Raw genomic sequence first — 22,506 nt, forward strand, 5'->3', positions numbered from 1 at the left:
GTAGATTTGTCCCATAACAACACCTTATACAGGTGTTGCACTTCGTTTGTGAATTTAGGGAATCCAAAATTTTAAAAACGCAAAAACAAAGCCAATTCCTTGTAAGCGAATGGAAGAATTAAAATTACAGGGGATTTTTACCCCCTCAAAAACATGGTGCTGCATCATTTTGATAGTAAAAAGGGCATATGTCGATACACCATGCCATAGCGATTTTAAGTCATGTCATGCCCTTTTCGGCGTCAGGAATGATACCACCGGGGCAACAGTTAATGAGACTATCATCCCGATGGTGCCGGATTGCGGCGAGGGCATGCCGTCGATGTAAAGATACAAACATACCGCCAGACCCAGCAGGGCCGAGGCTATCGCGCCATATTTGGTGGCCCGTTTTGTGAACAGTCCCCAGATAAACGGCCCGAGAAATACCGCGCCGATGGCGCCCCATGAAATGCCCAGAATACCGACAATGGTTGACGGTTTATAGTACGCCATAATCACCGAAATCAGCACGAAAAAGACCGAGAAAATGCGCATCAGCAGGGTCAGTTTTTTGTCCGAAGCATCTTTATTGATAAAACCATGATAGAAATCTTTGACAATCGATGACGATGAGATCAGCACCAGTGCCGCGAGGGTGGACATCGAAGCGGACAGGATCAGAAGCAGGATGATCACCAGCAGGGAGTCGGGCATGATGTTGGTCAGAAGTTCCGGCATGAGAGCGTCGAAAATAGGCTTGCCGTCGGTGAAGGCGCCGGGGGCATTCTGCGGTGTCAGGAAAAAACGGGTGGTGGACCCGATAAAATAGCCGATGCCGGAGACGAAGATGGCGAAGCAGGTCGAGGCAACCATGCCGATCCTGATGGCGCGACGGTCCCTGATGGCATAAAATTTCTGCACCAGTTGCGGCATGGCAAACGGCGCCACACTGGTGAGAAAAACCAGCGCAAACAGCGGCCACCATCCGGGCGGCCCGATGACGGCGGTCAGTTTGCCGTCGATGGCGGCCAGGCCGGCGGTGATATTGGCGAGACCGTCGGCGCGGTTAAGGGTGGTCACCAGAAGCAGGGTCACGCCGACAATCATGATGATGCCGAAAGCGACATCGATCATGGTCATCGATTTGTATCCGCCCAACACCAGGTAGAGGGCGGTGAAACCGCCCATGAATATCAGCGCCATGGTGTAGTCGATGCCGAAGGTGGAACGGAAGAGGTATGACAGCCCCATAAAGACGGCGGCACAATAAGGAATCATGAAGACAAAAATCGACAGGGCCGCAAATAATTTCAGAAACGGGCTGTTGTATCTTTTCTCGAGATATTCGGCCATGGTATGGACTTTGTATTCGATCGACATTTTTTTTATCCGGTACCCCATCAGCCACCAGACGCCCAGGACCCCGATAAGGGCATTGCCGACCGCGATCCACAGCCCCGAGTAACCGAATCCCCAGCCGACTTTGCCGGCAAAGCCGATAAAGAGGACGGCTGAAAAATAGGCGGCGCCGTAGGTGAAAGCAGTCATCCACGGCCCGATATTGCCGCCGCCGAGAAAGAAGTCGGAAAAGGAGCGGGTTTTACGCATGGCAAGAATGCCGATAACGATAATCATCAACGCATAAGCTATTAATATTCCGGCTTTTAGATACATAGTCGTCCTCGCCAAAAATTTTATTCCGAAAAAACTTGGAATAAAATGATAAGCTTTTTATAATAAGTTATCAACGGGAACTGACAAGCCAGGCAAAAATAATTCTTCTGAAGCCACGAAATCAGGAGGCGTTTCGGACAATGAAAAATCTTGATAGAAAAGCTTATCTGGAGCGCGAGCCTTATTCTTACCGGGTCATCACTGATGACAAGGTCTTCATCTATGCCGAAACCAGGCTGCTGACAGTTCTTCGGAACAAAGAGGCGGAGAATTTCCTCAGGAAAATCATCAAGCTGGACGGCCTCAAAGCTCAGAAATTTATGGCCAAAATCGTTGAAGAGCTTGTCCCCAGCCTGTAGATTTCGGCCGATTCCCATAGAGCGATGGTATTTCCCTTTCTTCCATTATATTGCCACAGAATGATTATTGAGCAATTCTTTTTTCCATGCCATTGTATACAAGCTTGCCGACACAAATCTATCATAATATATAGCAACGACTTACACGACCCGAGTTGCGACCGTCTTCTGCCTATATCAATTCAGCGGAGGGATAAGGAATCTGTGGCCCGCATTTTTTATAAAATCTCTGGAGCTGGACGCAGATAATTCAGGAAAATAAAACCGGCGCAATCCTTGAAATGGGAAACCAGAGGCGCCGGTTAGATACGCTTCGGCATTTACAAACGACTGCACAATTTGCCGTTGATACGCGACTATTCTATAATCTGAAATAAAACTTAAGGAATCATTTGCCCATTATGGCGAACTTTCTTATATTTGGGGCTGTGTTTTTTAGTCATGTGAAGGCATTGACTTACTGAATGAGATATTTAATGAACTTTACAAAACCAAGGAGTCTTGAGATGAGTTTTTACAAATCGCTAATTGGATTAGTGATGATGGGACTAATCCTGGCATTTGTCGGCGGTTGCAGTGATGATGAGACTGGCGTCGGACCGGAACCGGATAAGGCCGGACTTCGCGTCATCCATGCCAGCTATGACGCGCCGTCAGTAGAAGTAAATGTCGACGGCACGACGGCATTCACCAATCTCGAATACGGATCCACCGGCGGGTATGCCAGAATCAACTCCGGAGCCAAAAATATTACGGTTACTCCGGCCGGGGCAAGCTCACCGGTTGTTATAGATGTCGATGTTACGCTTGAAACCGATCGCGATTACACGGTTTTCGCCGTGGGTGATCTGGATAATATCGAGCCGATATCTAGTCTTGATGTCAGGACACCTGTGACCGATAAAGTCAAGGTCCGTATTGTCCATGCCTCGCCCGATGCCCCGAATATCGATTTGAAGCTTGACTCGGGCTCAGGGACTCCGATTTTCTCGAATGTCGCATATAAGCAAATCTCGAATTATATTGAAGTCGATCCCGGGACATATACCTTTGCAGTTACGGCGACCGGTTCGACCGATGAAGTGGTCGTCTTCGACCCCGTGACCTTCAGTGAAGGACAGGTATTCACCGTTTTGGTTATCGGCACCTTCGACAATACCGACGGGTATCCGTTGGCGGTCAAGGCCTTTTTCGACAATAACGACGGTAATGCGGTGGTCAATTTCAGTCCCAAAAAGACCAGTCTCCGGCTCATTCATACGACCTATGATGCGGGTGCGGTTGACCTTATTGTTGACGGCGGCGTGACTATCTCCAATCTGACGTACGGATTCTCCTCCAGTTATAAAGCGATTAATTCCGGTACGCGCAACATCACGGTGACCTCGACCGGAACAAGTTCGCCGGCGTTGTTCGATCTGAATCTCGATGTGGCCGCCAATGATGATTATACAATTGTGGCGGTGGACGTGCTGAGCCAGATCGAGGCCATTTATACGATCGATGATTTAACACCGAGCGTATCGGGCGCCAAGGTTCGTTTGATACACGCTTCGCCCGACGCCCCGGCGGTGGACATTAAATTGAATTCCGGATCCGGCACCACGGTCTTCAGCAACAGCACTTTTAAGAGCATTTCCGATTATACTGAAATCGTTCCTGGAACATACACCTTTGTGGTAACACCCAGCGGCTCCAGCGATGAACTACGCATTTTTAATGCGATGACTCTTGAGGCAGGTAAGATTTATACCGTCCTTATAACAGGAACTTTCGATAACACTGATTTATTTCCATTAACGGCCAAGATACTCTATGACAACTTTGGAATCTATTTTGACAATGGTTACGGCAATGAATATGCAATGCTAACGCCCAAGCAGTCAAAATTAAGGGTGATTCACAATAGTTATGATGCACCTGCTGTTGACGTTCAGATCGACGGCCTCGGGGCCTTCAGCAATCTGGCCTATGGTATCTCATCAGGATATGCCGGCATCAACACCGGGACCAGAAATATTACGGTTACTCAGACCGGGACAACTTCACCGGCGCTTATCGATGTCAGTCCGACTTTCGCCGCTGGTATCGATTACACCATTTTTGCAGTGGATGAGCTTTCATCCATAGCGGCCATTTATGCATCGGACAATCGAACGCTGCCTGCTTCGGGATTCACGAAATTCCGCTTTGTCAATGCCGTTTCCGATGCTCCGAACCTTGATCTTAAAAAGAGTACGACGGCGATGACGGACACGCTTTTTGCGAACGTTCCATTCACCGGCATCAGAGCCTATAAGCAAATCGGCTATGGCGACTTCACATTTGTCCTGACCGAGGCATCCTCCACCCAGGACCTTTATATCTTCCAACCGATTGCCATGGAACGAAACATGATATATACCGTTGTTGCCCAGGGAACGCTCGATACGACCGATGCCTACCCGTTCAGATTGAGAATCTACGCCGATAACGATGCCGGTATCACTTACCGCGATGCGGTTCTGGTTCCTCCGAAAGCAAAAATCCGTGTTATTCACACCAGTTATGATGCTTCCGCTGTTGATGTCAGGCTCGATGATGTTGTTACGATGGCAGCACTCAATTATGGTAATGCCACTACCTATACTATGGTCAATTCCGGATTGAGGAACTTCGTTCTGACACCGGCTGGAGCGGCATCCCCCGAGATATTAAGTGTCGATCTGATGTTCCAAAAGAATTTCGAATACACGATTTTTGCCCTGGATCAACTGACGCTCATCAATGCCGTTTCCGTGGTTGATCTGCGCTCGGCTGACGCTGCCATGGCCAAGGTCAGGTTCGTTCATGCCCTGCCGGATGCTCCCGCTGTTGATGTCAAGTCGGGATCCGGAGCCTCGACGGCGATATTTGCCAACGCCGCTTTTAAGGATGTCACTGATTATGCGCTGTTAACGCCCGGAGGCTACTCTTTCGTCATTACCGGCGCCGGGACGACCGACGAACTGGTTGTTTATAACTCCACCAGTCTGGTCGCGGGCGGTGTCTATACCATTGTTGTTTACGGCACCTTCAACAGCGGCGATGCCACACCTATGGTCGCCAGGGTTTTCAACGACAAGTTGAACGGCAACACTTCCACCGACCTGGTCGCGGCCACGACGAACCTGCGCGTCATTCATACCAGCTATGATGCTCCCAATGTCGATATTTATGTTGACGGTAGTTCGACTTCGACTAACCTTGCCTACGGTTTGTCTTCCGGATATTTCTCCAAAGCCGCGGGAACCAGAAATGTTACGGTTGCTCCGACCGGATCGCCGACCCCGGTGGTTATAGATGTCGATGTAACGATGGCTCCTAGTTCATATTACACGATTTTCGCCGTGGATGAGCTGGCCCTGATCGACGCCGTTTACAGCAAAGATGAGCGGACCCCGGTCAGCACGCAGGCAAAGATGCGGTTTGTCCATGCCGCGCCCGATGCTCCGGCGGTCGATATCAAACTCAATGCCGGCACTGGGACAACCTTGTTCGCCAATGCTTCATTCAAGGATATTACCGCATATGCTCAACGAACCGGCGGTTCGTTCTCGTTCGTAATAACGGCGGCCGGCGACACCAATGAAGTGATAGCCTACCAGCCGGTTACTCTATCCAACAACAATGCTTATTCAATCGTGGCGCACGGCACTCTTGATCCGAATGATGCCTATCCTTTCGGAGTCAGAATTTACACCGACAATACGACCGGTACGGCTTACGTCGATCTGGTCCCTGCCCCGACAACCGCCAGCGTCCGGGTCATTCATACCAGTTATGACTCCCCCGATGTTGATGTCTGGATCGACGGCTCGGTTGCTATCAGCGGCCTGGTTTACGGAAACAGTTCGGGCTATAACACGCTCGATGTCGGAACCAGAAATATACAGGTTACCCCGACCGGTTTGACGGTGCCTGTCGTTATTGACACGAATCTTTATTATGCCAGGAATACTTATTACACCGCCATCGCCATCGATGAATTCGCTTTGATTGAAGGCATCCAGGTTATTGATGACCGGACGCCGAACCCGACACAGGCAAAAATAAGATTTGTTCATGCCTCACCGGATGCTCCGGCGGTGGACATCAAAGTGTGGGTCGCTATGGGACCGGGCATCATCGAGAATGCATCATTCAAGGAGGCCTCATCTTATATCGGCGTGGATGCCGGCCCCTATATCTTCATTATCACCGAGACCGGTTCAGACACACCGCTGGTTTCATATCAGATGATCACTTTGAACAGCGGCAGCACTTACACATTTGTCGCTCATGGCACCATAGACGGCGGGGATTCGTATCCGTTTTCGATTCGAGTCTTTAACGATGGCGGTGCCGGGGACACTTATTTTGATCTTGTGGAAGATGTAAAAATGGCCGGTAATTAATATAACCGGTTCGAGATAATTCGAAGAAACGGCCGATCATTCTGATCGGCCGTTTTTCTTGCTTACTTAACCGCGGTCAGGGCGGGATAGGCGCCCGGTTCAGCGGTTTGCCTGACAGCCGCTTCGACCAGCGGTCGCACCAATGCATTCGCTTTGCAGGATCGAAAGGCTGATAGATAATCGGCAACACACGCCCCGATTGCGAATCCATGTGGTCATAGATAAATCCGGTGGAATCGCTTCTTTCGGGATTTAATTCCTGTTCTATCCACCTAAATACATTCATTGCATACTGAATCCTTATGAGGAGGTCTTAAATATTGCATCATACTCTTCTTTCAGCATGCCATAAATAAGACAATCATAATATTGGCCGCCAAATGATGATTCCTTTCTTAAGACGGCCTCCTTGATGAAGCCAAGTTTTTCCTGAAATATCATCGACCCGGGATTTCCGCTGTGTGTGAACGACTTGAGTCGTCGGAAGCCAAGTTCATCGAAAACATATTTTATCATCAGATGTGCCGCTTCGGTTCCGATACCCCGACGCCAGTACAGTTTATCCAGGACAATGCCCCAGTGGCACTTGCGTTCATAATTGTCGATGTCATACAGTTCGACAATGCCGACATGTTCGCCGTTTTCCTTGAGAATAATGCAGAAGGCCATGACATCATCGCGATTAATCCTCTCTTCAAATGATTTTTTGGCCTTTTCGTACGGTACGGCGCGCAGCAGCCGGCTGTCAAGGAAGGACTTTTCGCGGTCATGATCCCAGCGGTAATGATAGTCGAAATCATCGAGCGATTGCGGCGTTATGAAGATTTTGTTTCCGTCGAGAAATTTGACTCTTTTCAGGTTCTGCTCATTGTTCATCGTGATCACCTCATATATTTGAAGTCCGGCAGGGGCACCTCATTCTCGATTCGCCGCCTCATAATCCGGATGGCTTTTCGATGTTCCTCACTCATACCTGACAGATCGACCTTGCCGAGGAAATAAATATAAACGACGGATTCCCGTAATCTCAGAAATAGAGGCAGTTGCTCCAGCCAGAACGGGTCGAGTTTGTTGGCGCGGTCATAGCCGTTCATAAAAGTCTCCAGAAAGCGCACAGAGCAGGGATCATCAATCCGTCGACAGGCGGGCAGCCGCCAGGTCGATTCCCGGAGAATTGCAGCAATATCATAGATAAACCATTTGTACTGGCACTCATCGAAATCGAAGGCAACCAGCCAGCCGTTATCCATATACATATTTTCGTCTTCGAAATCCGAATGTATCAACCCAAATGAGTCCGAATCGGTCGGCAGCTCGCAAATCTGTTCCACCAATTTGAGGTGTTTTTCCAGAACAAGCGGCTGACCGGCGAGTACTTCGGCGGCATGGGTGAAGCTGTACTCTTCGTGCCAAAAGGGGCGCCGGACCGATGCCGTATTTCGAGGCGGCTTCCGCCAAAATCATGTTGTTGAATGAATCGAGGGCTTTCCTTTCCATTTCACCGATCCCTCAGCTTTTTATCAAATTTGGCGCGCTGGCGCATGTTCATTTCTATTCTTTTCCATTTGCGCGTTTCCTCGATTCGCGCACGCTGGTCCTTGCGAATCGACATATATTTCACTTCTTTCTGCAGTTTTATATAACTTCTCAGGCGCCCTGCGTCAAGACTGCCGTTTTTTATGGCTTCCCTGACAGCACATCCGGGTTCGTTATTATGCGTGCAATCGGCGAACCGGCATTGTGCGGCCAACTCCTCGATATCGCCGAAGGTTCGATCTATCCCCGAATCATCGCTCCAGGCCTGAATTTCGCGCAGACCGGGGGTATCGATGACAATACCGCCACACGGCAGGAGGATCATCTGGCGCGATGTGGTGGTGTGTCGGCCCTTGCCGTCATAGTCCCGAACAGCGCCCACTTTCAACTGCTCCATACCGAGCAGCCGGTTGATAAGAGTCGATTTGCCGACGCCGGATGAACCGAGGAAGATGGACGTCCGCCCCGATTGCACATGCTCCCGGAGAAAATCAAGATCGGTATGATTGACGGCGCTGACGGCATAAAGAGGGACACCGAGAGCGACGCTTTCGACCGACTCTTTGTGTCCGTCAACATCATCGCACAGATCGGCCTTGTTCAATATGATTACCGGCGAGGCGCCGCTGTTCCAGGCAATGCTGACATACCGCTCAATCCGGCGAAGATTGAAATCGCTATCGAGGCCGCTGACGAGAAAAACGGTATCGATGTTGGCGGCCAGCACCTGTTCATCGGTCTTGGCACCGCCCAGCACCGCCGTTCGGGAAAAAACACTGCGGCGCGGGAGAACGGCGTGTATGGTGGCCGTTTTTTCCTCGGGGCGAACATCAACCGCCACCCAGTCGCCGACCGCCGGGAATTCGGCCCGGCTGAGCGATATATGGCGCATCCGGCCGGATACCTGCGCGGCCAGTTCGCCGAGTTCGCTGAATAATGAATAGCGTTCCTTCTGCTCCAGGGCCACGCGGGCCGGAACCAGGCCGCTTTTTCTATGTGTATCAAAATGTTCGTTGAACTTATCGTTCCATCCTAAAGCTGTCAAATCCATCTCAACAATTCCTTACTGTAAATTATTTTCATGCTGATTCACAGGAATTGCCGATATAAATAATATTACTTTATATTCACAATATCCTGTGAGGTGATGACTTTACGTCTCCGGTATAGTTTGTAACTTCGACCAACATAAAATTACCTCCTGTTATAAAACTTCGTTTCCTGATTGCGATTCCTAATGTGGTGGAAATAAGAACCGCGGGCGTTGTTCACGCCCGCGGCTTGAGATATATGAATGCCGCCCTTTGAATCAGGCAAACATCGTTAATTATCGAAGTATTTCAAGCACGCAGGGCGTGATGCTGTCATTTTTATCACATGCATAATCATATCACGCCTCCTGCTTTAAAAAGTGGACGGTTATTAAGCTCCAGTTGCCATAAGTTGCTTCAATTTACGAAAAAGTCAAGAAAAAAGTTTCATAATCATTGCGGGAACATGGCGCTGATGCTCTCGCGATTATGAATCCGCTTGATGGACTCACCAAAAAGATGCGCCACCGAGACCACTTCGATTTTGTCAGAAAACTTCTCCGGCTGATTTTCGATAGTGTCGGTAATGAAAAGTTTTTTTATCGGAGAATCATCAATTCGTTTCGAGGCACCTTCGGCCAGAACGCCATGAACGACCGCGGCATAGACAGCAATGGCGCCTTTTTTTATCAACAGCCGGGCGGCATCGACCAGGGTTCCGCCGGAAATAGTGAAATCATCAACCAGTACCGCCGTCTTCCCTTTCACATCGCCGATAATTTCCAGCACCGAGGCTTTTTCATTATGCGCGACTCGTTCCTTGTCGGCGATGGCCACCGACACGCCGAGACATGAGGCATATTTCCGGGCCATGTGGGCATAGCCGGTATCGGGCGAGACGATGATGGCATTCTTGAGATTTTCTTCTTTTAACCGGTCGCACAGGGCGGGCAATGCGTACAGGTTGTCCACCGGCACACGGAAGAAGCCCTGAATCTGCGGCGCATGGAGATCCATGGTCACGACACGGTCGGCGCCGGCCGCCTCGATGGTATCGGCGCAGACCCGCGCTCGAATCGACACCCGTGGCTCATCTTTTTTGTCGCCCTTGGCATAGCTGAAATATGGAATAACGGCCGTGACACTGTCGGCGCTGGCCCGCTTGAAGGCATCAATCCAGAAAAGAAGCTCCATGAAATTGCCGTTGGCCGGAAAGACGGTGGACTGGATAATATAAACCCTGCGGCCGCGAACATTTTCAAGAATTCTGACAAAGGTGTTGCCTTCCGAGAAATGAAAGGCCTCATTTTTACCCGGTTCGATGCCAAGATAATCGCAAATCCGGGCAGTTAATTTTTTGCTGCCGGTTCCTGCAAAGACCGCCATTTCATCAGGATTCATATCGACCCTCCTTGACTGGAAAATTTCCACGGATTACCGTAGGGATAATAGCAGCTTAAAGTGACGCCGTCAACGGCAAAAATATTTTAATTAAGATCATTAATCCGACAGATAATTTGCCAAAACAACTTAAGGGCCGGGGCGTGACGCCCCGGCCCTTTTTTGACCCGAACAGGAGGAGACAATTACAGGCCCGAAATATTCATATCTTTCGGATATTCTATCCGCAGTGATATAAGCAGTTCTTTCGTTTCGCCCGGCTTCAGATCGACCAGCCAGGTTGCTTTGCCTTTCTCATCGATCGAATCCGGTTTCGGAATGACATCCGTTAATTTGGTCTTTATCCGGCCGTCCTGGCTGACCGGTGTCGGCTCCTCGACCGTAATTCGCCGTGATTTTTTATCATTATTGGTCACCGTGATTTTAATGGTGCGTTCAAGGCGCCAATTATCGGTCTTATCTTCCTTTTTCTCGGAGAGAATCTCGCGTTTGACTTTTATATTATTATCTTTTCCGAAAAACAGCTTGAAAGGCTGCCCCGGAACGATTGGCCCGCGGATACCGGCCCGGCCGAGATAATCGCTGTCGGCGAAAATCGAAACTTCGCCCGACATCAGCGGCGCCTCATCCTGATTGGTCATGGAGACCAGCCGGAAGGCATCCTCGCTGTTGCTGGGACGGCAAATCAAACCAAGCGTGCCTTCAAGAGTATAGGTTGCAATATGCGTCTTGACCGCTTTCTCGCCGGAAGGGATGGTCTCGGGCGTTTTTATCTGGAAGGTAGTATTAAACGCCCCGGAGTTTATGGCCGCGACAGCCATATCAGCGGCAATGGAAACCTCATTATTTTGCATTAATTCGTCAAAATTCTGGACAGGCATGCACTTTAAAACTGAAGATGCCTCTGATCTCCCACCGCGAATTTGCAGCTGTTCAATTATGGATAAAAACCAGGGTCTGAAATCGCCTGGGTCGACACCGAGCGACGGTATCGCTGTCGAGAGAGTCAACTCAACATCATTCCATTCTTCGCCGGTGCGCTGACTGACTTCGGCATAATAGCCCAGCTCGACACTATCGGCGGTGCTTAGCAGACGGGCATCATAGAGCGGTTTCCAGGTGGCGCCACCTATCATGTAGGTCAGGCTGAGTTCGACCGGGCCGGCTTTATCGAGCACCAGGGATATTTCAACGCCGCGACTCTGGAACTGCCGATTGCGCTGCAGGATATTCAATTCGTCCTGCAGCTGCCGAATGCGATTTTCGACATCTTCAAGTTCCGCCGAGGCCAGCCTGATGGAATCACTGACGTCACGAAGCGCCTTGCCTATAAACAGATAGGCTTCCTTCCACTGCGCCACATCGAGATTCAGGGTTTGAAGCTGATCGGCAATATCGCGGCCCGATTCTTCTTTGATCGAAGCCAGAAAATCCTTTTGGAATCTGAATGACTCCATGCGGTCGGCAATCGCCTGCTTTTCGGTCCGCTCCAGATTTTTGATGCGCCGTTCCAGATCGGCGGCTTTTTCATTCGGATCCTCGAGGTGCGAGACGACCCGATGATTGAGGCCGAGCAGGGTCATGCCATCGATACCGGACGCCGAGGCGCTGAAGGAATTGGCATCGACGGCCAGTGGAAGATTCTCGATTAATAAAATATGCGTTCCGGCGGTCAGATTGAGATGCGCTGTCCGCATAATCTGCGCCCGATCGGGATAAACGGTGACTTTATCAATCGGTGCCTCGATAAATGGTGGTGTCGATGCGGTGGAAATCCCGACAAAGATGAGAAATGCGGATACAACCAGGGAAAATATTCTGCCTTTCATAGCTATTACCTCCCGAAACAGAATGATTGTCTATCTGAAAGAGATACAATCCGGCCCAAAAATTCTTCCCAATTTTATCAGCATGCCGAAAATATTTAAATTTATGTTTATAACAGCGTGAATTGCAGGGCGGGGCAAGATGGTCCTTATATTCCCTTCGGAAAGGTCCGCCGGATCTGTTCGAATCTCGATGGGGCGGTCAACTTCTAAAACCGACTGTATGTCGGATGTTGGAACACAAATAAAAAGCTCAACCCCCTGAAGGTTGAGCTCTTTTTAATACACTGTTTTATTACTTATATCAGGCCAGTTTTTCGACTTCATCGACCTGTTCGGCAAACAATTTCAGGGTCGCTTTGACCGGCTCCGGCGTCGTCATATCGACTCCGCATTTCTTTAGCTGATTGACGGGATAGTCGCTTCCCCCCGAGGAGAGCAGCGCGAGATATTTCTCGATGAGTCCCTTTTCCCCGGTCAGGAACTTGTCAAGTATCGCCTGCGACGCACAGTGCGAAGTGGCATACTGAAAAACATAGTAAGCCCGGTAGAAGTGAGGAATCCGCGACCATTTGAATTTGGCAAATTTGTCGAGCGTCAGGCCCGATCCGTAATACTTGCGCGTCAGTTTTTCCCACATCTCATTTAAAAGATCGGGTGAGAGCGCCTCGCCTTTTTCGACCATTTCATGAATCATCAGTTCGAAATGCGCATACATCACCTGGTGGAAGAAAGTGCCAAGAGTGTTATCTATGTGTCGGTTCAACAGAAACAGTTTCTGCTTCACATCGGACACCCGGTCGAGAAGAAATTTAAGCAGGAGACCTTCATTGAGGGTCGAGGCGACTTCGGCCACGAAAATGGAATACTGCGCCTTGGGATAGGGCTGTGTCTTGTTGGACATGAAGCTGTGCAGGCAGTGCCCCATCTCATGCGCCAGCGTGAACATGTTATCGACCGTATCATTATAGTTCATCATGACAAACGGGTGGGCCGAATAATTGCCCCAGCTGAAAGCGCCGCTGCTCTTGCCCTCGGTTTCGAAAACATCGATCCAGCGTTTCTCGAAACCGTCTTTCATGACCGAGACATATTTTTCGCCGAGTGGCTTGACCGCTTCCAGCACCTGTTTCACGGCATCGTTATACTTGACATGATAATTCTGATCAGGGAACAGTGGGCAGTAGACATCATACGGGTAAATATCATCCAGTTTCAGAATCTTTTTGCGCAGATGTATCCATTTATGCAGAGCTTCCAGATTCTTTTCGGTATTCTCGATCAATCCGTGGTAAACGGAGACAGGAATGTTGAAAGCATCGAGGGAAGCATGGAGGCAGCTTTCATGACGGCGGGCCCGTGAATAGAAGACATCCTTATTAACGGAAGCCGATAGGGTGGCGCCGATAGTGTTAAGGTGCTTTTCGTAAGATGCTATAAAGCCGTCATTGGCCGCCTTGCGGACCACCTGAAGCGGAGATTCCATGAATTTGGCATAACGCTGTTTGGTGAGCTGCACATCATTACCATTCTCGTCTTTTATCACCTGATAAGTCAGGTCGGCATCATCAAGCATGGAAAAGGCTTTCTCCGGACCCCGGGCGATAATCTGTGACTGGGCCAGAAGTTCCTCGACTTCGGCCGAACGGATATGTTTGCGGGAGCGAATCAGTTCCTGAATATAAAAGTCATAGATGTCGGTTTTGGGGAATTTGCCGGCCAGGACTTTCAGCTTGTCGTCATCGATATTAAGCAGTTCCGGCTCGACGAAAGAATAAGCCGCGCCGGCCTGTGCGGAAAGCATGGCGGCACGTTCCGTCATCGCCTGATACCTGGAGACGCGGTTATCCAGATCCTGGTTAAGCTTGGCGTATTGATAGAGATTGAAACAGATCAATCCAAGCGACGACCTGGTGTCAAGGCACTCATAAAGCAATTTGGCGGAAGCGGCCAGTTTTCCCGAATAATCTTTGGCTTTTTCGATAAGATTCTGCGCCTTTTTGTAATCGATCTCCCAGTCGGCTTCGGACCGGTAAATATCGTTCAGATTCCATTTATATTTTTCTTCGATATCTTCCCTCTGGGGTATTGCAGACGGAGCCTGTTTGACTTCGGATGACATGTGACAAATTCCTTTCCGGTTTATTCTCGAAATCTCAATATATTTTGTGAATATGTGTAATTACGGCGTGAATTTCAAGGGCGGTTGGCTAAAAACCATGATATACAACGAAAAAGGGGCGGTTTACGGGATTTTGCACCCTTCGGAACGGCAGGAAAATAATGTGTACCAAATAGTACACAATGACATTGCCCGTCGGCATTAAAATCGTTGCCCGGCAATGACATAATGACAATCAGACGGTCGGTCAATATTGGCATACATTTTGCCTTTGAAAATAGAGATGCGAAAGGCAATCGTTTCGGGAATCAATATCTTAAACTTGAGGATACGACAAAGGCTTGTGATAAGTCAATGTCAGGGCTGTAATGGCGCCAAATTGGATTATATCCCCACCCCAATTTTTCAACGGCCCGCATTATGGCTCGGGATTCCATAAGCAGGACGGTATTGGCATATCAAAAACCTCGCAGTCGTTCCTTGAGACCCTCACATTATTCCCAAGCGGATAATGCCTGCGTATCGTCGGAACAGACAGCACTCAGTTAGTCTGTCTGTTCCGGCAAAAAAACCTCACCAAGAGGACGCTCTGCCCGATTCGGCGGACCGCCATATCAAGCACAAACCACTTAAAAGAAGAGCAAAACAAGAAAGGTCACAAGATGACGATCGCACCGGCGTTCGGCATTAATGGTCATTCAGGATATTTTACATATTTCACAATTTTTGCATTTAAGGAGGTGGTTTGGCGCCAATGTGATTTTACTTCCATTCGATCAATTGCAACCGCCGTTCTCCGGCAATAAGGAGTTGCCGGATATGGCAATAAGTTGGGACTTTTATGGGTGATTGAAAGGAGCAAAAAATGCCCTCAAGAAAAGTATCACTTGTTTTACTATCTTTGCTTCTTGCTGCTTTCGCGATAACATCGACCTCGGCCAATGTAACCGGTGAAAAAGATGTCTGGAAAGTTCGGGAGTACTTCAAGAAAATCGAGTATACCAAACTGGCCGGTGCGGAGAATCCTGTCGATTATTACAATCCGACGGTCGAGAGCAGCAGAAGCCTGGGCTTTGATGAAATCAGGTCCGAATCTCCCGGTCTGACAATCGGATACACGACGTACGATATCCAGAGCAATTGCCGCATGAACCGCCAGGTGGAGTGGCGGTCCAATCAGACATTGCATTTTGTCTGGATGAAACAGCTTGACAATCTTGATCCCGGTGCCAGGGGCACCGGATACGAGGTCTGGGATGCCGAACTCGGCGAAATGCTGTTCCAGGGTATCGGCGGCGGCTGTGATATCCATACGCGTTCACTTGAAAACCGTTCCGGATATGTCGGTCTGGATGTTGATAGCGAAGGCAAAGCGGTTATCGGCAACCATCATTCTGACGGTGAAGGCTGGGCCACAACGGTGTGGTATGATTATGAACCGACGTCATGTTTCTTTTCGCCCTACCGGACGAAAGTACCGGACAGTACGATGAAGTACGGTATATCCCAATCCGATATCGGTTACGGCGACTGGCGCTTCCTCTGGCCGTCCCTGGAATATCATATTTTCGAAGGCGACACGGTGACACATGTTTTCTCCCAGCAGAGCGAGAACAAAGATCCCGAATCTTCAAACATTCATTATTTCAGAAGAGTCGGTTCGGATACGCTCGGGGCGTGGGATTATCCGCCCGTGATTGTCGACACCACTCCGGTTATATCGCAGACAGTGGTATCATCCCGAGTCAGCGGCAAGGTGGTGTTGATCTGGCAGGCCCCTCCGGGGCAGTATCCGGGCGATCCCGAATCACTGGCCCGAGATGAACTCGATCCCGGACTGGGCGTCAACCAGAGATTCAATGATATCTATTATATGGTTTCCACCAATATGGGCGCTTCCTGGAGCCCCAAGATCAACATGACGGCCTTTGATTCGACGGTCGGAGGCTGGCTGGGCCAGGGCGACATGTCGGTACTGATAGACACCAATGACAAACTTCACGTTTTGTGGAACGCCCGTGAAGTTATTCCTTACCCGGTCGGCCTCGGTGACTATGCCCATTTCTGGGGGAGCCGCCTGCTCCATTGGGACGAGCTTAACGGCGCCATCAGGACCGTCAGTGACGCCAACTGGGAGCTTCCCGACAGCGGATGCACCGGCGGCGCCTGGAATGAAATGAGTATCTGTAAGCCGATGTTGTCGGAATGCAATGGAAAATTCTACGCCGTATTCGTGCAGTTCAATGATATTTTCCACGGTATCGATAACGACTGCGCCGAGGCCATGTACAGCGGCGGGCTTAGCTGGGACGGCGCCGCCAACGGCGAATTGTATATTTCGGTTTCGGATAACGGCGGTTATAACTGGGATATTGCACGCAATCTGACCAACACTTATTCTTCGCATTGCGACTCGGTCGGCGAAGTCGTCTGCCAGCACGACCAGTATCCGTCAATGCCCCGTTTCGGAATGGAAACAACCACCGGCGACTTCAGTTCCGCCATAGTGGTGGATCCATCCGGAGGGGGATACACCGGCAATTACTATCTGGATGTATTTTATGTCAATGATCGGTTCCCTGGCGGGGCCGTGCAGGAGGGAAACTGGACGATGAATCCGGTCAAATGGTTCAGGGTCCCGTGCATCGATCCTATCCCCAATCCGGTGTTGTCCATCTCACCCAGTTCCATCAACCAGCCGACCTGGACAAAACCGGGCGTGCAGCTTGATACTTCCATCACACTGGAGAATATCGGTAACGCCGAGCTCCATGTTTCGACGATCGAGACGGTAGAGATAACCGGAGAAGGATGGCTCGGTGTCGGCAGCGCCGGCCCGATCACCATTTCGCATCTGGATCCGAACAGCGTCGATGTCGATGTCTATCTCAATATGGGCGGTGTTATCAACACTGTACCGCATGTGTATGACGGCTACATTATCGTGTCCTCGGATGCTGTCGGTGGAAGCGTCGATTCGGTTTTTGTCGAGCTCATAATTGTCGACAGCCTGCAGCCCCCGGAAACGGCCGTCGTCAGCACCACCTGCCTGAGCCTGATTTACAGCAATACCGGTAATATGGGCAATAACGGCGGCAATAACGGCAACGGCGGCGCCAACATGAACTATTTTGACGATTGCGACACCACCGGCAACCTGTCCGGCATGGATGATGTGGCCACCGTCTATCTGTACGACGCCAGTCCGTTTCTGGCATGGGTCGACGGTTTGGATACTATTTTCAATTATGCCATGTATGATGCCGATTGGCTCTCCACCGAGGGGTTCCGCCCGCTGGAAAGCCCGGTTCATGACCCGGTGAGTTATGCCGACTACGAGTATGGTTATTCCGGAGTTTATCTTTCAAAGGATTCCTCGATCGCCATGACGAGCGAATATTTCGCTCCGAAGGTCTCCGGATCATGCGACTTTGTTATCGTCAGGCAGAAATTCTACAATAATTCGGATGTGGCGGCCGGCCAGGTCTTTGTCGGCGATATTTTCGACTGGGATATCCCGTCGGATTCCGGTTCCGAAAACGGATCCGGGTATGACGCCACCCGGAAATTGATGTACATGCACGGCGCCGAATATGACAACGACAGTATTCACAACAATGACTGTGTGAAGGCTGACAAGCGGTATGGCGGCGTTTCGTATTTCGGCGGTTATAGACTGCCATATACCGGCGCCACCGACAGCTTCCCCAATCCGAAAGCGATGTGGACGGAGCTTAATCCCGAATACGTGTATCCGACGAACGGATTTGTCGGCGGGCAGATGTACCCACTGATGGTCAACAACAGCGGTTATTATGCCTGGGAATCGACCAATCCGAGTATGGAGGATTCGCTTTATCAGGATCTGCATTTGGTAACCGTGTTCGGCCAATACAATATCGGCGTCAATGACACGCTTGTTTTCGTCAAGATTTTGGCGTCGGAATACAACGGCGCCATGAATGGTTTCGAGGACAATATCGATGCGGCCAGAGCCTGGGTTGCGGCCAGAACGGATATATTCCAGTGGCCGGCTATTCTGACCGGACGATGCTGCTATGGCGATCCGCTGTCTCTCGACTGTGCCGACAACACCTATACTCAGTGTTTGGCTCTGGGAGGAACCTGGGATCCCGCCAAGACCTGTTCGGAGCCGTGTCCCGTGCCGATCGGCCGCTGCTGTTTCGGCGAACCGCCAAGTTGCGCCGAGAATACCCCGGCTATATGTACCGGTCTTGGCGGAGAGTGGACCGCGGATCTGAATTGTACCGATGATCCGTGTCCGACCGGATGCTGCGACATGCCCGGTGACGCCAATAATAACGGCGCCGTCAATATTCTCGATGTGACCTTTATTATCAGCTACCTGTATAAAGGCGGTCAGGCGCCGCCCTGCCTTGATGAGGCCGATGCCAATGGCAACAATATGATCAACATTCTTGATGTAACCTATTTGATCGGCTACCTGTATAAAGGTGGCAATGCGCCGGTCTGCGGTACAACCGGTTCATAATTACACTTTGTGGACATTACAAAAAAACGGAAGTCGCACAAAAGCGGCTTCCGTTTTTTAAATAGGCAGATCAAAATTCAGCCACTTTTTTCCGGACTCGCCCCATTATTTTGCTTTGCTCCGGAATCCTGCATAGTGCCTCCTTCAAACGGCTCGATATGAACGAGCACATCGACCACATCCGGCCCCTGATCGAGCAGCTGCTTTTTTACTTTTCCGGCGATAATATGGCCTTTATAAACCGAAAGACCCGGATCGACAAGGACATGCAAATCAACCTGCAATCCCGGCCCGATATTCCGCGTGCGCAAAGCATGGACATCCCTGACTCTTTCGGTCTGCCGGACCAGCGCTGTCAGTCTATCCAATTCAGTCTGAGTAGCGCCGATATCGGACAACTGTTTCAGGGCCGGCCAGAAAATATGCCACGAGGCCTGGATAATCAACACCGCGACAATAATGGCTCCGATATGATCCAGAAAGGTCCAGGACGGCTGAATTTTGGAGCCGAGCACGGCAATGGCCACCGGTATGGAGCTGAAACTGTCGGACCGGTGATGCCAGGCATTGGCCATCATCGCCGATGACTTGACTCTTTTGCCGACTCTGACCGTCCATTGATAAAGAAATTCTTTGCTGACAATCGAAAGACAGGCGGCGGCAAAAACCAGCCAGCCGGGCCCCTTTTGATGCGGCGAGTCGATGGTGCGGAGAGCCTTATAGGCTATCAATATCCCGACCAATGCCAGGACGGCCCCGATGAAAAAAGTGACCATGGTTTCGATACGGCCATGGCCGTACGGATGGTCCTCATCGGCAGGCTGTGTCCAAAAACGGGCACCGACTATCACCGCGACATCGGTGGCCGAATCGGACAAGCTATGCACGGCATCCGCCACCAGAGCCTGGCTTGTGCCAAGAATGCCGAAGAGAAGTTTGATGCCGGACAGAGCCAGGTTGACGAATAGTCCCCAAAGTGTCACTTTCTGGACGACCCGTCTTTTTTCGGCGGCCGCTTGTTTCTTCGAGATACCCTGCTCGACCATTCGCCCCATCCTTTGAAATCAACTTCATAAAACTATTAGGGGCTAATATTGCCAAAATGCTTCCATTTATCAAGCAATAAAAAAATGTCTTGCCCGGCGCGGCAATGACTATATTAAAAGCAAGATAAGATGGAAAACCAGGATTTAGTCAAAATTATCGTTTCGTTTGTGACGGCCGGTATCTGGATCTCCGCCGCCACCGCTCTCGCCGAGCGTCTGGGAAGCCGAGTGGGCGGGCTGATTGCCAATCTTCCCTCCAATATCGTTGTCTCGCTGGTCTTTGTGGCGCTGATTCACGATGGTTCTTTCGCCGCCGAAGCAACCCACGCGGTGCCGGTCGGGATGCTTATCGACACCGTTTTTCTCTTCATTTTCATTCTGGCGGTCCGGCGCGGTATGGCTTTCGCGGTTATCATTTCGCTTATAAGCTGGTTTGGACTGGCGGTGATCGCCGCTGAATTGGTTTACTCCAACTGGGTTGTGAATACCACTCTTTATATTGTAATCACGATTTTGTTATTCATTGTCCTCGGCAAATTGATAAAAATCCCGGATGCGGCCCGGTCGATCAAAAAATACAGCTTGAATCAGCTTCTTATTCGCGCCCTGTTTGCCGGAAGTGTCGTAGCCGCGACTATTATTCTTTCGACTTTCGCAGGGACGTACTGGACCGGGCTATTCACCACTTTTCCGGCGGTTTTGCTGTCAACTATGGTCATCCTGGCATATAATCAGAGTGTGGCATTCGCGCAGGCAACCGGGAAAATATTGATATTGTCATCATCGAATATTGTCGTTTATGGCATCGGGGTCTATTTCACTTATCCAACCCTGGGCATCATCCGGGGGACAGTGATCTCATTTGTCGCGGCATTTGTGTGGGTGTGGCTATTGAGTCCGGTGATGAAGCGGTTGCGATAATCGAAACCGAATCCAGATGTGCCGACAGAACGAAATTACCACCAAAGTAGCATCTTTTTGGGTTTGATTTTTTGGGAAATTTCATTGTACTTTATTTGCCTTCTTTTGGTTATAAGAAATTGGGTTTGTTTTTGCTTTTTTAAAAAATCTGAGTGTCCATTCCCCGGCGTAAATACAAACCGTAGGGACAGGGCACTGCCCTATCCGCGTATGGTCAAAGAGGACAGGCCGGTGTCCTGTCCTTACGTTTGTTTTCAGATGATGATACATGCTGATTGCCTTAATGGTTTGCGATATTAATGTTGAATCGGGCGTAATCATATTATATTCCCTCTATAAGAGCTCCCGGTGCGAATCACTATCGATTTGGTAGTAAAATTGTACGGTAGATAATTACATTTTTGCCGGGGTTTTTATTCGTTCGAGGACTTATTCGGAATCCGGCCAACTCCTGCCGAAATTGTGGGCGGCAGATGTCCACATCTGCCCCCATCAATTAGTCTATCCAAGTAAAATCTTTATCTATTGGCATTAAGCCGGGTTTCTCTAATATCCAATCACCGGCGCTTGAATATTTCCAATCTGTCGGATTATCAACCAGACCAGTTTTGACAGGATTGAAATGTATATAATTAAGTTTAATGCGAAATTGCTCTTCGGAAGTAATGATCAAATCATCAAAGCGTGGCTTCCAAAGGCGAAAGTTATTTTTGTTAAAAAATTTCCCGGAAATCGATTTTGGAATTGAGTCCTTTAGCAATTTTGAACTTAATATTTTGAAACTCTGCATAAACCTGGATAATTTTCCGATCTCTTTGAATCCCAAAAGCATATGTAAATGAGACGGCATTAAAACATATCCCACAAGAGAAACTCTGTAATGTTCAATTGTCTCTTTTAATTGACTGACAATAAGTGACGCCAATTTCTCTTCCTGGAATATTGGTGTCCATTCTTGGATAGTTGTCGTGACAAATACCAGGGCGGGCCCATGTAATTCTAATCTCTTACGGACGACCATAATCTGAAATAACTTATTCTATATCGGATAGTCAACTTCTTTGGGGGCAGATGTGGACATCTGCCGCCCACCAAGCATCCGCAGACGCAGGGGAAGGTGGAGCGATTTCACCGGACGCTGCATCGTAAGGTCCGGCGACAGCTGGTATTGCCAACAACGCTGAGTGATTTCCAGGTGCTCTTTGATGCCTTTGCCGTCGAGTACAACCAAGTGCGACCACATGAGTCGCTGGCAATGGCCACACCCGGAGAGCGTTACCAACCGGGCAGCAGAGCCTACCAGCCCAAACCGCCAGCCTGGGAATATCCCGTCGGAGCCACGGTGATTAAGCTAAACCCGCAGGGCAGCTTCGATTACTGGCGGCGACGCTATTTTGTAAGTGAGGCGTTAGCCGGACAGCATGTCCAGTTGGAAAGGTTGCCGGACAAGATCGTGGTCCGATTTCGACACATGTATGTCCGGGAAATCAATCAAACCACCGGTCGGTCGGTGACATTACTCCTTCCGGCCGATAACCCTAATGTGTATACTATGTCTTGACATTTTACACCCATGTGTCGGCCCAGATTTTTCTAATCGGGCGCACACATGGCGCTTGTTAAGGGGCAGATGTCCGTGAAATATAAAAACAGGAGCCGGGCGGCTCCTGCTTTAAATAT

Annotated in this window: 15 protein-coding genes; 5 read left to right on the plus strand and 10 right to left on the minus strand. The window is 49.8% G+C overall.

All coding sequences use genetic code 11. From position 1 onward, the window contains the following. Window positions 1-225: 225 nt before the first annotated feature. Window positions 226-1,656, minus strand: a complete 1,431-nt coding sequence (locus CVT49_13660) for a sodium:solute symporter (GenBank protein ID PKK82427.1) — start codon at window positions 1,654-1,656, stop codon at window positions 226-228. A 140-nt stretch (window positions 1,657-1,796) separates the two neighbouring features. Between CVT49_13660 and CVT49_13665 the strand changes: the two genes are divergently transcribed. Continuing rightward, entirely contained in the window at window positions 1,797-2,015 is a 219-nt protein-coding gene (locus tag CVT49_13665; GenBank protein ID PKK82428.1) for a hypothetical protein, read from the plus strand. Between the two features lie 464 nt (window positions 2,016-2,479). Continuing rightward, on the plus strand, window positions 2,480-6,430 hold the full coding sequence (locus CVT49_13670) for a hypothetical protein (protein PKK82429.1): 3,951 nt from the start codon (window positions 2,480-2,482) through the stop codon (window positions 6,428-6,430). Between the two features lie 76 nt (window positions 6,431-6,506). Here the strand turns inward: CVT49_13670 and CVT49_13675 are convergent, their stop codons facing one another. The 7 genes from CVT49_13675 to pepF form a co-directional block, all read right to left on the minus strand. After that, a complete protein-coding gene (locus tag CVT49_13675) occupies window positions 6,507-6,716 on the minus strand; it encodes a hypothetical protein (protein ID PKK82430.1) in 210 nt (69 codons plus the stop codon). Window positions 6,717-6,730: 14 nt separating this feature from the next. Further along, window positions 6,731-7,306, minus strand: coding sequence for a hypothetical protein (locus CVT49_13680; GenBank protein ID PKK82431.1), 576 nt, complete (start codon window positions 7,304-7,306; stop codon window positions 6,731-6,733). Window positions 7,307-7,311: 5 nt separating this feature from the next. Continuing rightward, on the minus strand, window positions 7,312-7,782 hold the full coding sequence (locus CVT49_13685; protein ID PKK82432.1) for a hypothetical protein: 471 nt from the start codon (window positions 7,780-7,782) through the stop codon (window positions 7,312-7,314). 146 nt (window positions 7,783-7,928) lie between these two features. Next, window positions 7,929-9,017, minus strand: coding sequence for a ribosome small subunit-dependent GTPase A (rsgA, locus tag CVT49_13690; GenBank protein PKK82433.1), 1,089 nt, complete (start codon window positions 9,015-9,017; stop codon window positions 7,929-7,931). A 433-nt stretch (window positions 9,018-9,450) separates the two neighbouring features. Beyond that, on the minus strand, window positions 9,451-10,398 hold the full coding sequence (locus tag CVT49_13695) for a ribose-phosphate pyrophosphokinase (GenBank protein PKK82434.1): 948 nt from the start codon (window positions 10,396-10,398) through the stop codon (window positions 9,451-9,453). A gap of 185 nt (window positions 10,399-10,583) precedes the next feature. Then, window positions 10,584-12,227: a hypothetical protein gene (locus tag CVT49_13700; protein ID PKK82435.1), complete on the minus strand. Its 1,644-nt coding sequence runs from the start codon at window positions 12,225-12,227 to the stop codon at window positions 10,584-10,586. A 301-nt stretch (window positions 12,228-12,528) separates the two neighbouring features. After that, window positions 12,529-14,346 (minus strand): oligoendopeptidase F, encoded by a 1,818-nt coding sequence (pepF, locus tag CVT49_13705; GenBank protein ID PKK82436.1) that lies wholly within the window; start codon window positions 14,344-14,346, stop codon window positions 12,529-12,531. A gap of 865 nt (window positions 14,347-15,211) precedes the next feature. Between pepF and CVT49_13710 the strand changes: the two genes are divergently transcribed. Next, window positions 15,212-18,859: a hypothetical protein gene (locus tag CVT49_13710; GenBank protein PKK82437.1), complete on the plus strand. Its 3,648-nt coding sequence runs from the start codon at window positions 15,212-15,214 to the stop codon at window positions 18,857-18,859. 77 nt (window positions 18,860-18,936) lie between these two features. Here the strand turns inward: CVT49_13710 and CVT49_13715 are convergent, their stop codons facing one another. After that, window positions 18,937-19,905, minus strand: coding sequence for a cation-efflux pump (locus CVT49_13715; GenBank protein PKK82438.1), 969 nt, complete (start codon window positions 19,903-19,905; stop codon window positions 18,937-18,939). 129 nt (window positions 19,906-20,034) lie between these two features. Here CVT49_13715 and CVT49_13720 point away from each other — a divergent pair, with 129 nt between their 5' ends. Next, window positions 20,035-20,826 carry a hypothetical protein gene (locus CVT49_13720; GenBank protein ID PKK82439.1) on the plus strand — a complete coding sequence of 264 codons (792 nt, stop codon included), beginning with the start codon at window positions 20,035-20,037 and terminating at the stop codon, window positions 20,824-20,826. Between the two features lie 496 nt (window positions 20,827-21,322). Here CVT49_13720 and CVT49_13725 read toward each other — a convergent pair whose 3' ends face one another. Continuing rightward, entirely contained in the window at window positions 21,323-21,847 is a 525-nt protein-coding gene (locus CVT49_13725) for a hypothetical protein (GenBank protein ID PKK82440.1), read from the minus strand. A gap of 15 nt (window positions 21,848-21,862) precedes the next feature. Between CVT49_13725 and CVT49_13730 the strand changes: the two genes are divergently transcribed. After that, complete coding sequence (locus CVT49_13730; protein PKK82441.1) at window positions 21,863-22,387, plus strand: hypothetical protein; 525 nt, start codon at window positions 21,863-21,865, stop codon at window positions 22,385-22,387. The last annotated feature ends 119 nt before the right edge of the window (window positions 22,388-22,506 follow it).

The organism is candidate division Zixibacteria bacterium HGW-Zixibacteria-1 (genome assembly GCA_002838945.1).
Lineage (GTDB): Bacteria > Zixibacteria > MSB-5A5 > GN15 > PGXB01 > PGXB01.

What these genes read in the sequence shown, in the direction of transcription:
- CVT49_13720 (PKK82439.1), top strand. Translation starts at nt 20,035, where the DNA reads ATGGAAAACCAGGATTTAGTCAAAATTATCGTTTCGTTTGTGACGGCC.
- CVT49_13680 (PKK82431.1), bottom strand. Translation starts at nt 7,306, where the DNA reads ATGAACAATGAGCAGAACCTGAAAAGAGTCAAATTTCTCGACGGAAAC.
- CVT49_13665 (PKK82428.1), top strand. Translation starts at nt 1,797, where the DNA reads ATGAAAAATCTTGATAGAAAAGCTTATCTGGAGCGCGAGCCTTATTCT.
- CVT49_13670 (PKK82429.1), top strand. Translation starts at nt 2,480, where the DNA reads ATGAGATATTTAATGAACTTTACAAAACCAAGGAGTCTTGAGATGAGT.
- CVT49_13675 (PKK82430.1), bottom strand. Translation starts at nt 6,716, where the DNA reads ATGAATGTATTTAGGTGGATAGAACAGGAATTAAATCCCGAAAGAAGC.
- CVT49_13660 (PKK82427.1), bottom strand. Translation starts at nt 1,656, where the DNA reads ATGTATCTAAAAGCCGGAATATTAATAGCTTATGCGTTGATGATTATC.
- CVT49_13695 (PKK82434.1), bottom strand. Translation starts at nt 10,398, where the DNA reads ATGAATCCTGATGAAATGGCGGTCTTTGCAGGAACCGGCAGCAAAAAA.
- CVT49_13700 (PKK82435.1), bottom strand. Translation starts at nt 12,227, where the DNA reads ATGAAAGGCAGAATATTTTCCCTGGTTGTATCCGCATTTCTCATCTTT.
- CVT49_13725 (PKK82440.1), bottom strand. Translation starts at nt 21,847, where the DNA reads ATGGTCGTCCGTAAGAGATTAGAATTACATGGGCCCGCCCTGGTATTT.
- CVT49_13710 (PKK82437.1), top strand. Translation starts at nt 15,212, where the DNA reads ATGCCCTCAAGAAAAGTATCACTTGTTTTACTATCTTTGCTTCTTGCT.
- CVT49_13715 (PKK82438.1), bottom strand. Translation starts at nt 19,905, where the DNA reads ATGGTCGAGCAGGGTATCTCGAAGAAACAAGCGGCCGCCGAAAAAAGA.
- rsgA (PKK82433.1), bottom strand. Translation starts at nt 9,017, where the DNA reads ATGGATTTGACAGCTTTAGGATGGAACGATAAGTTCAACGAACATTTT.
- pepF (PKK82436.1), bottom strand. Translation starts at nt 14,346, where the DNA reads ATGTCATCCGAAGTCAAACAGGCTCCGTCTGCAATACCCCAGAGGGAA.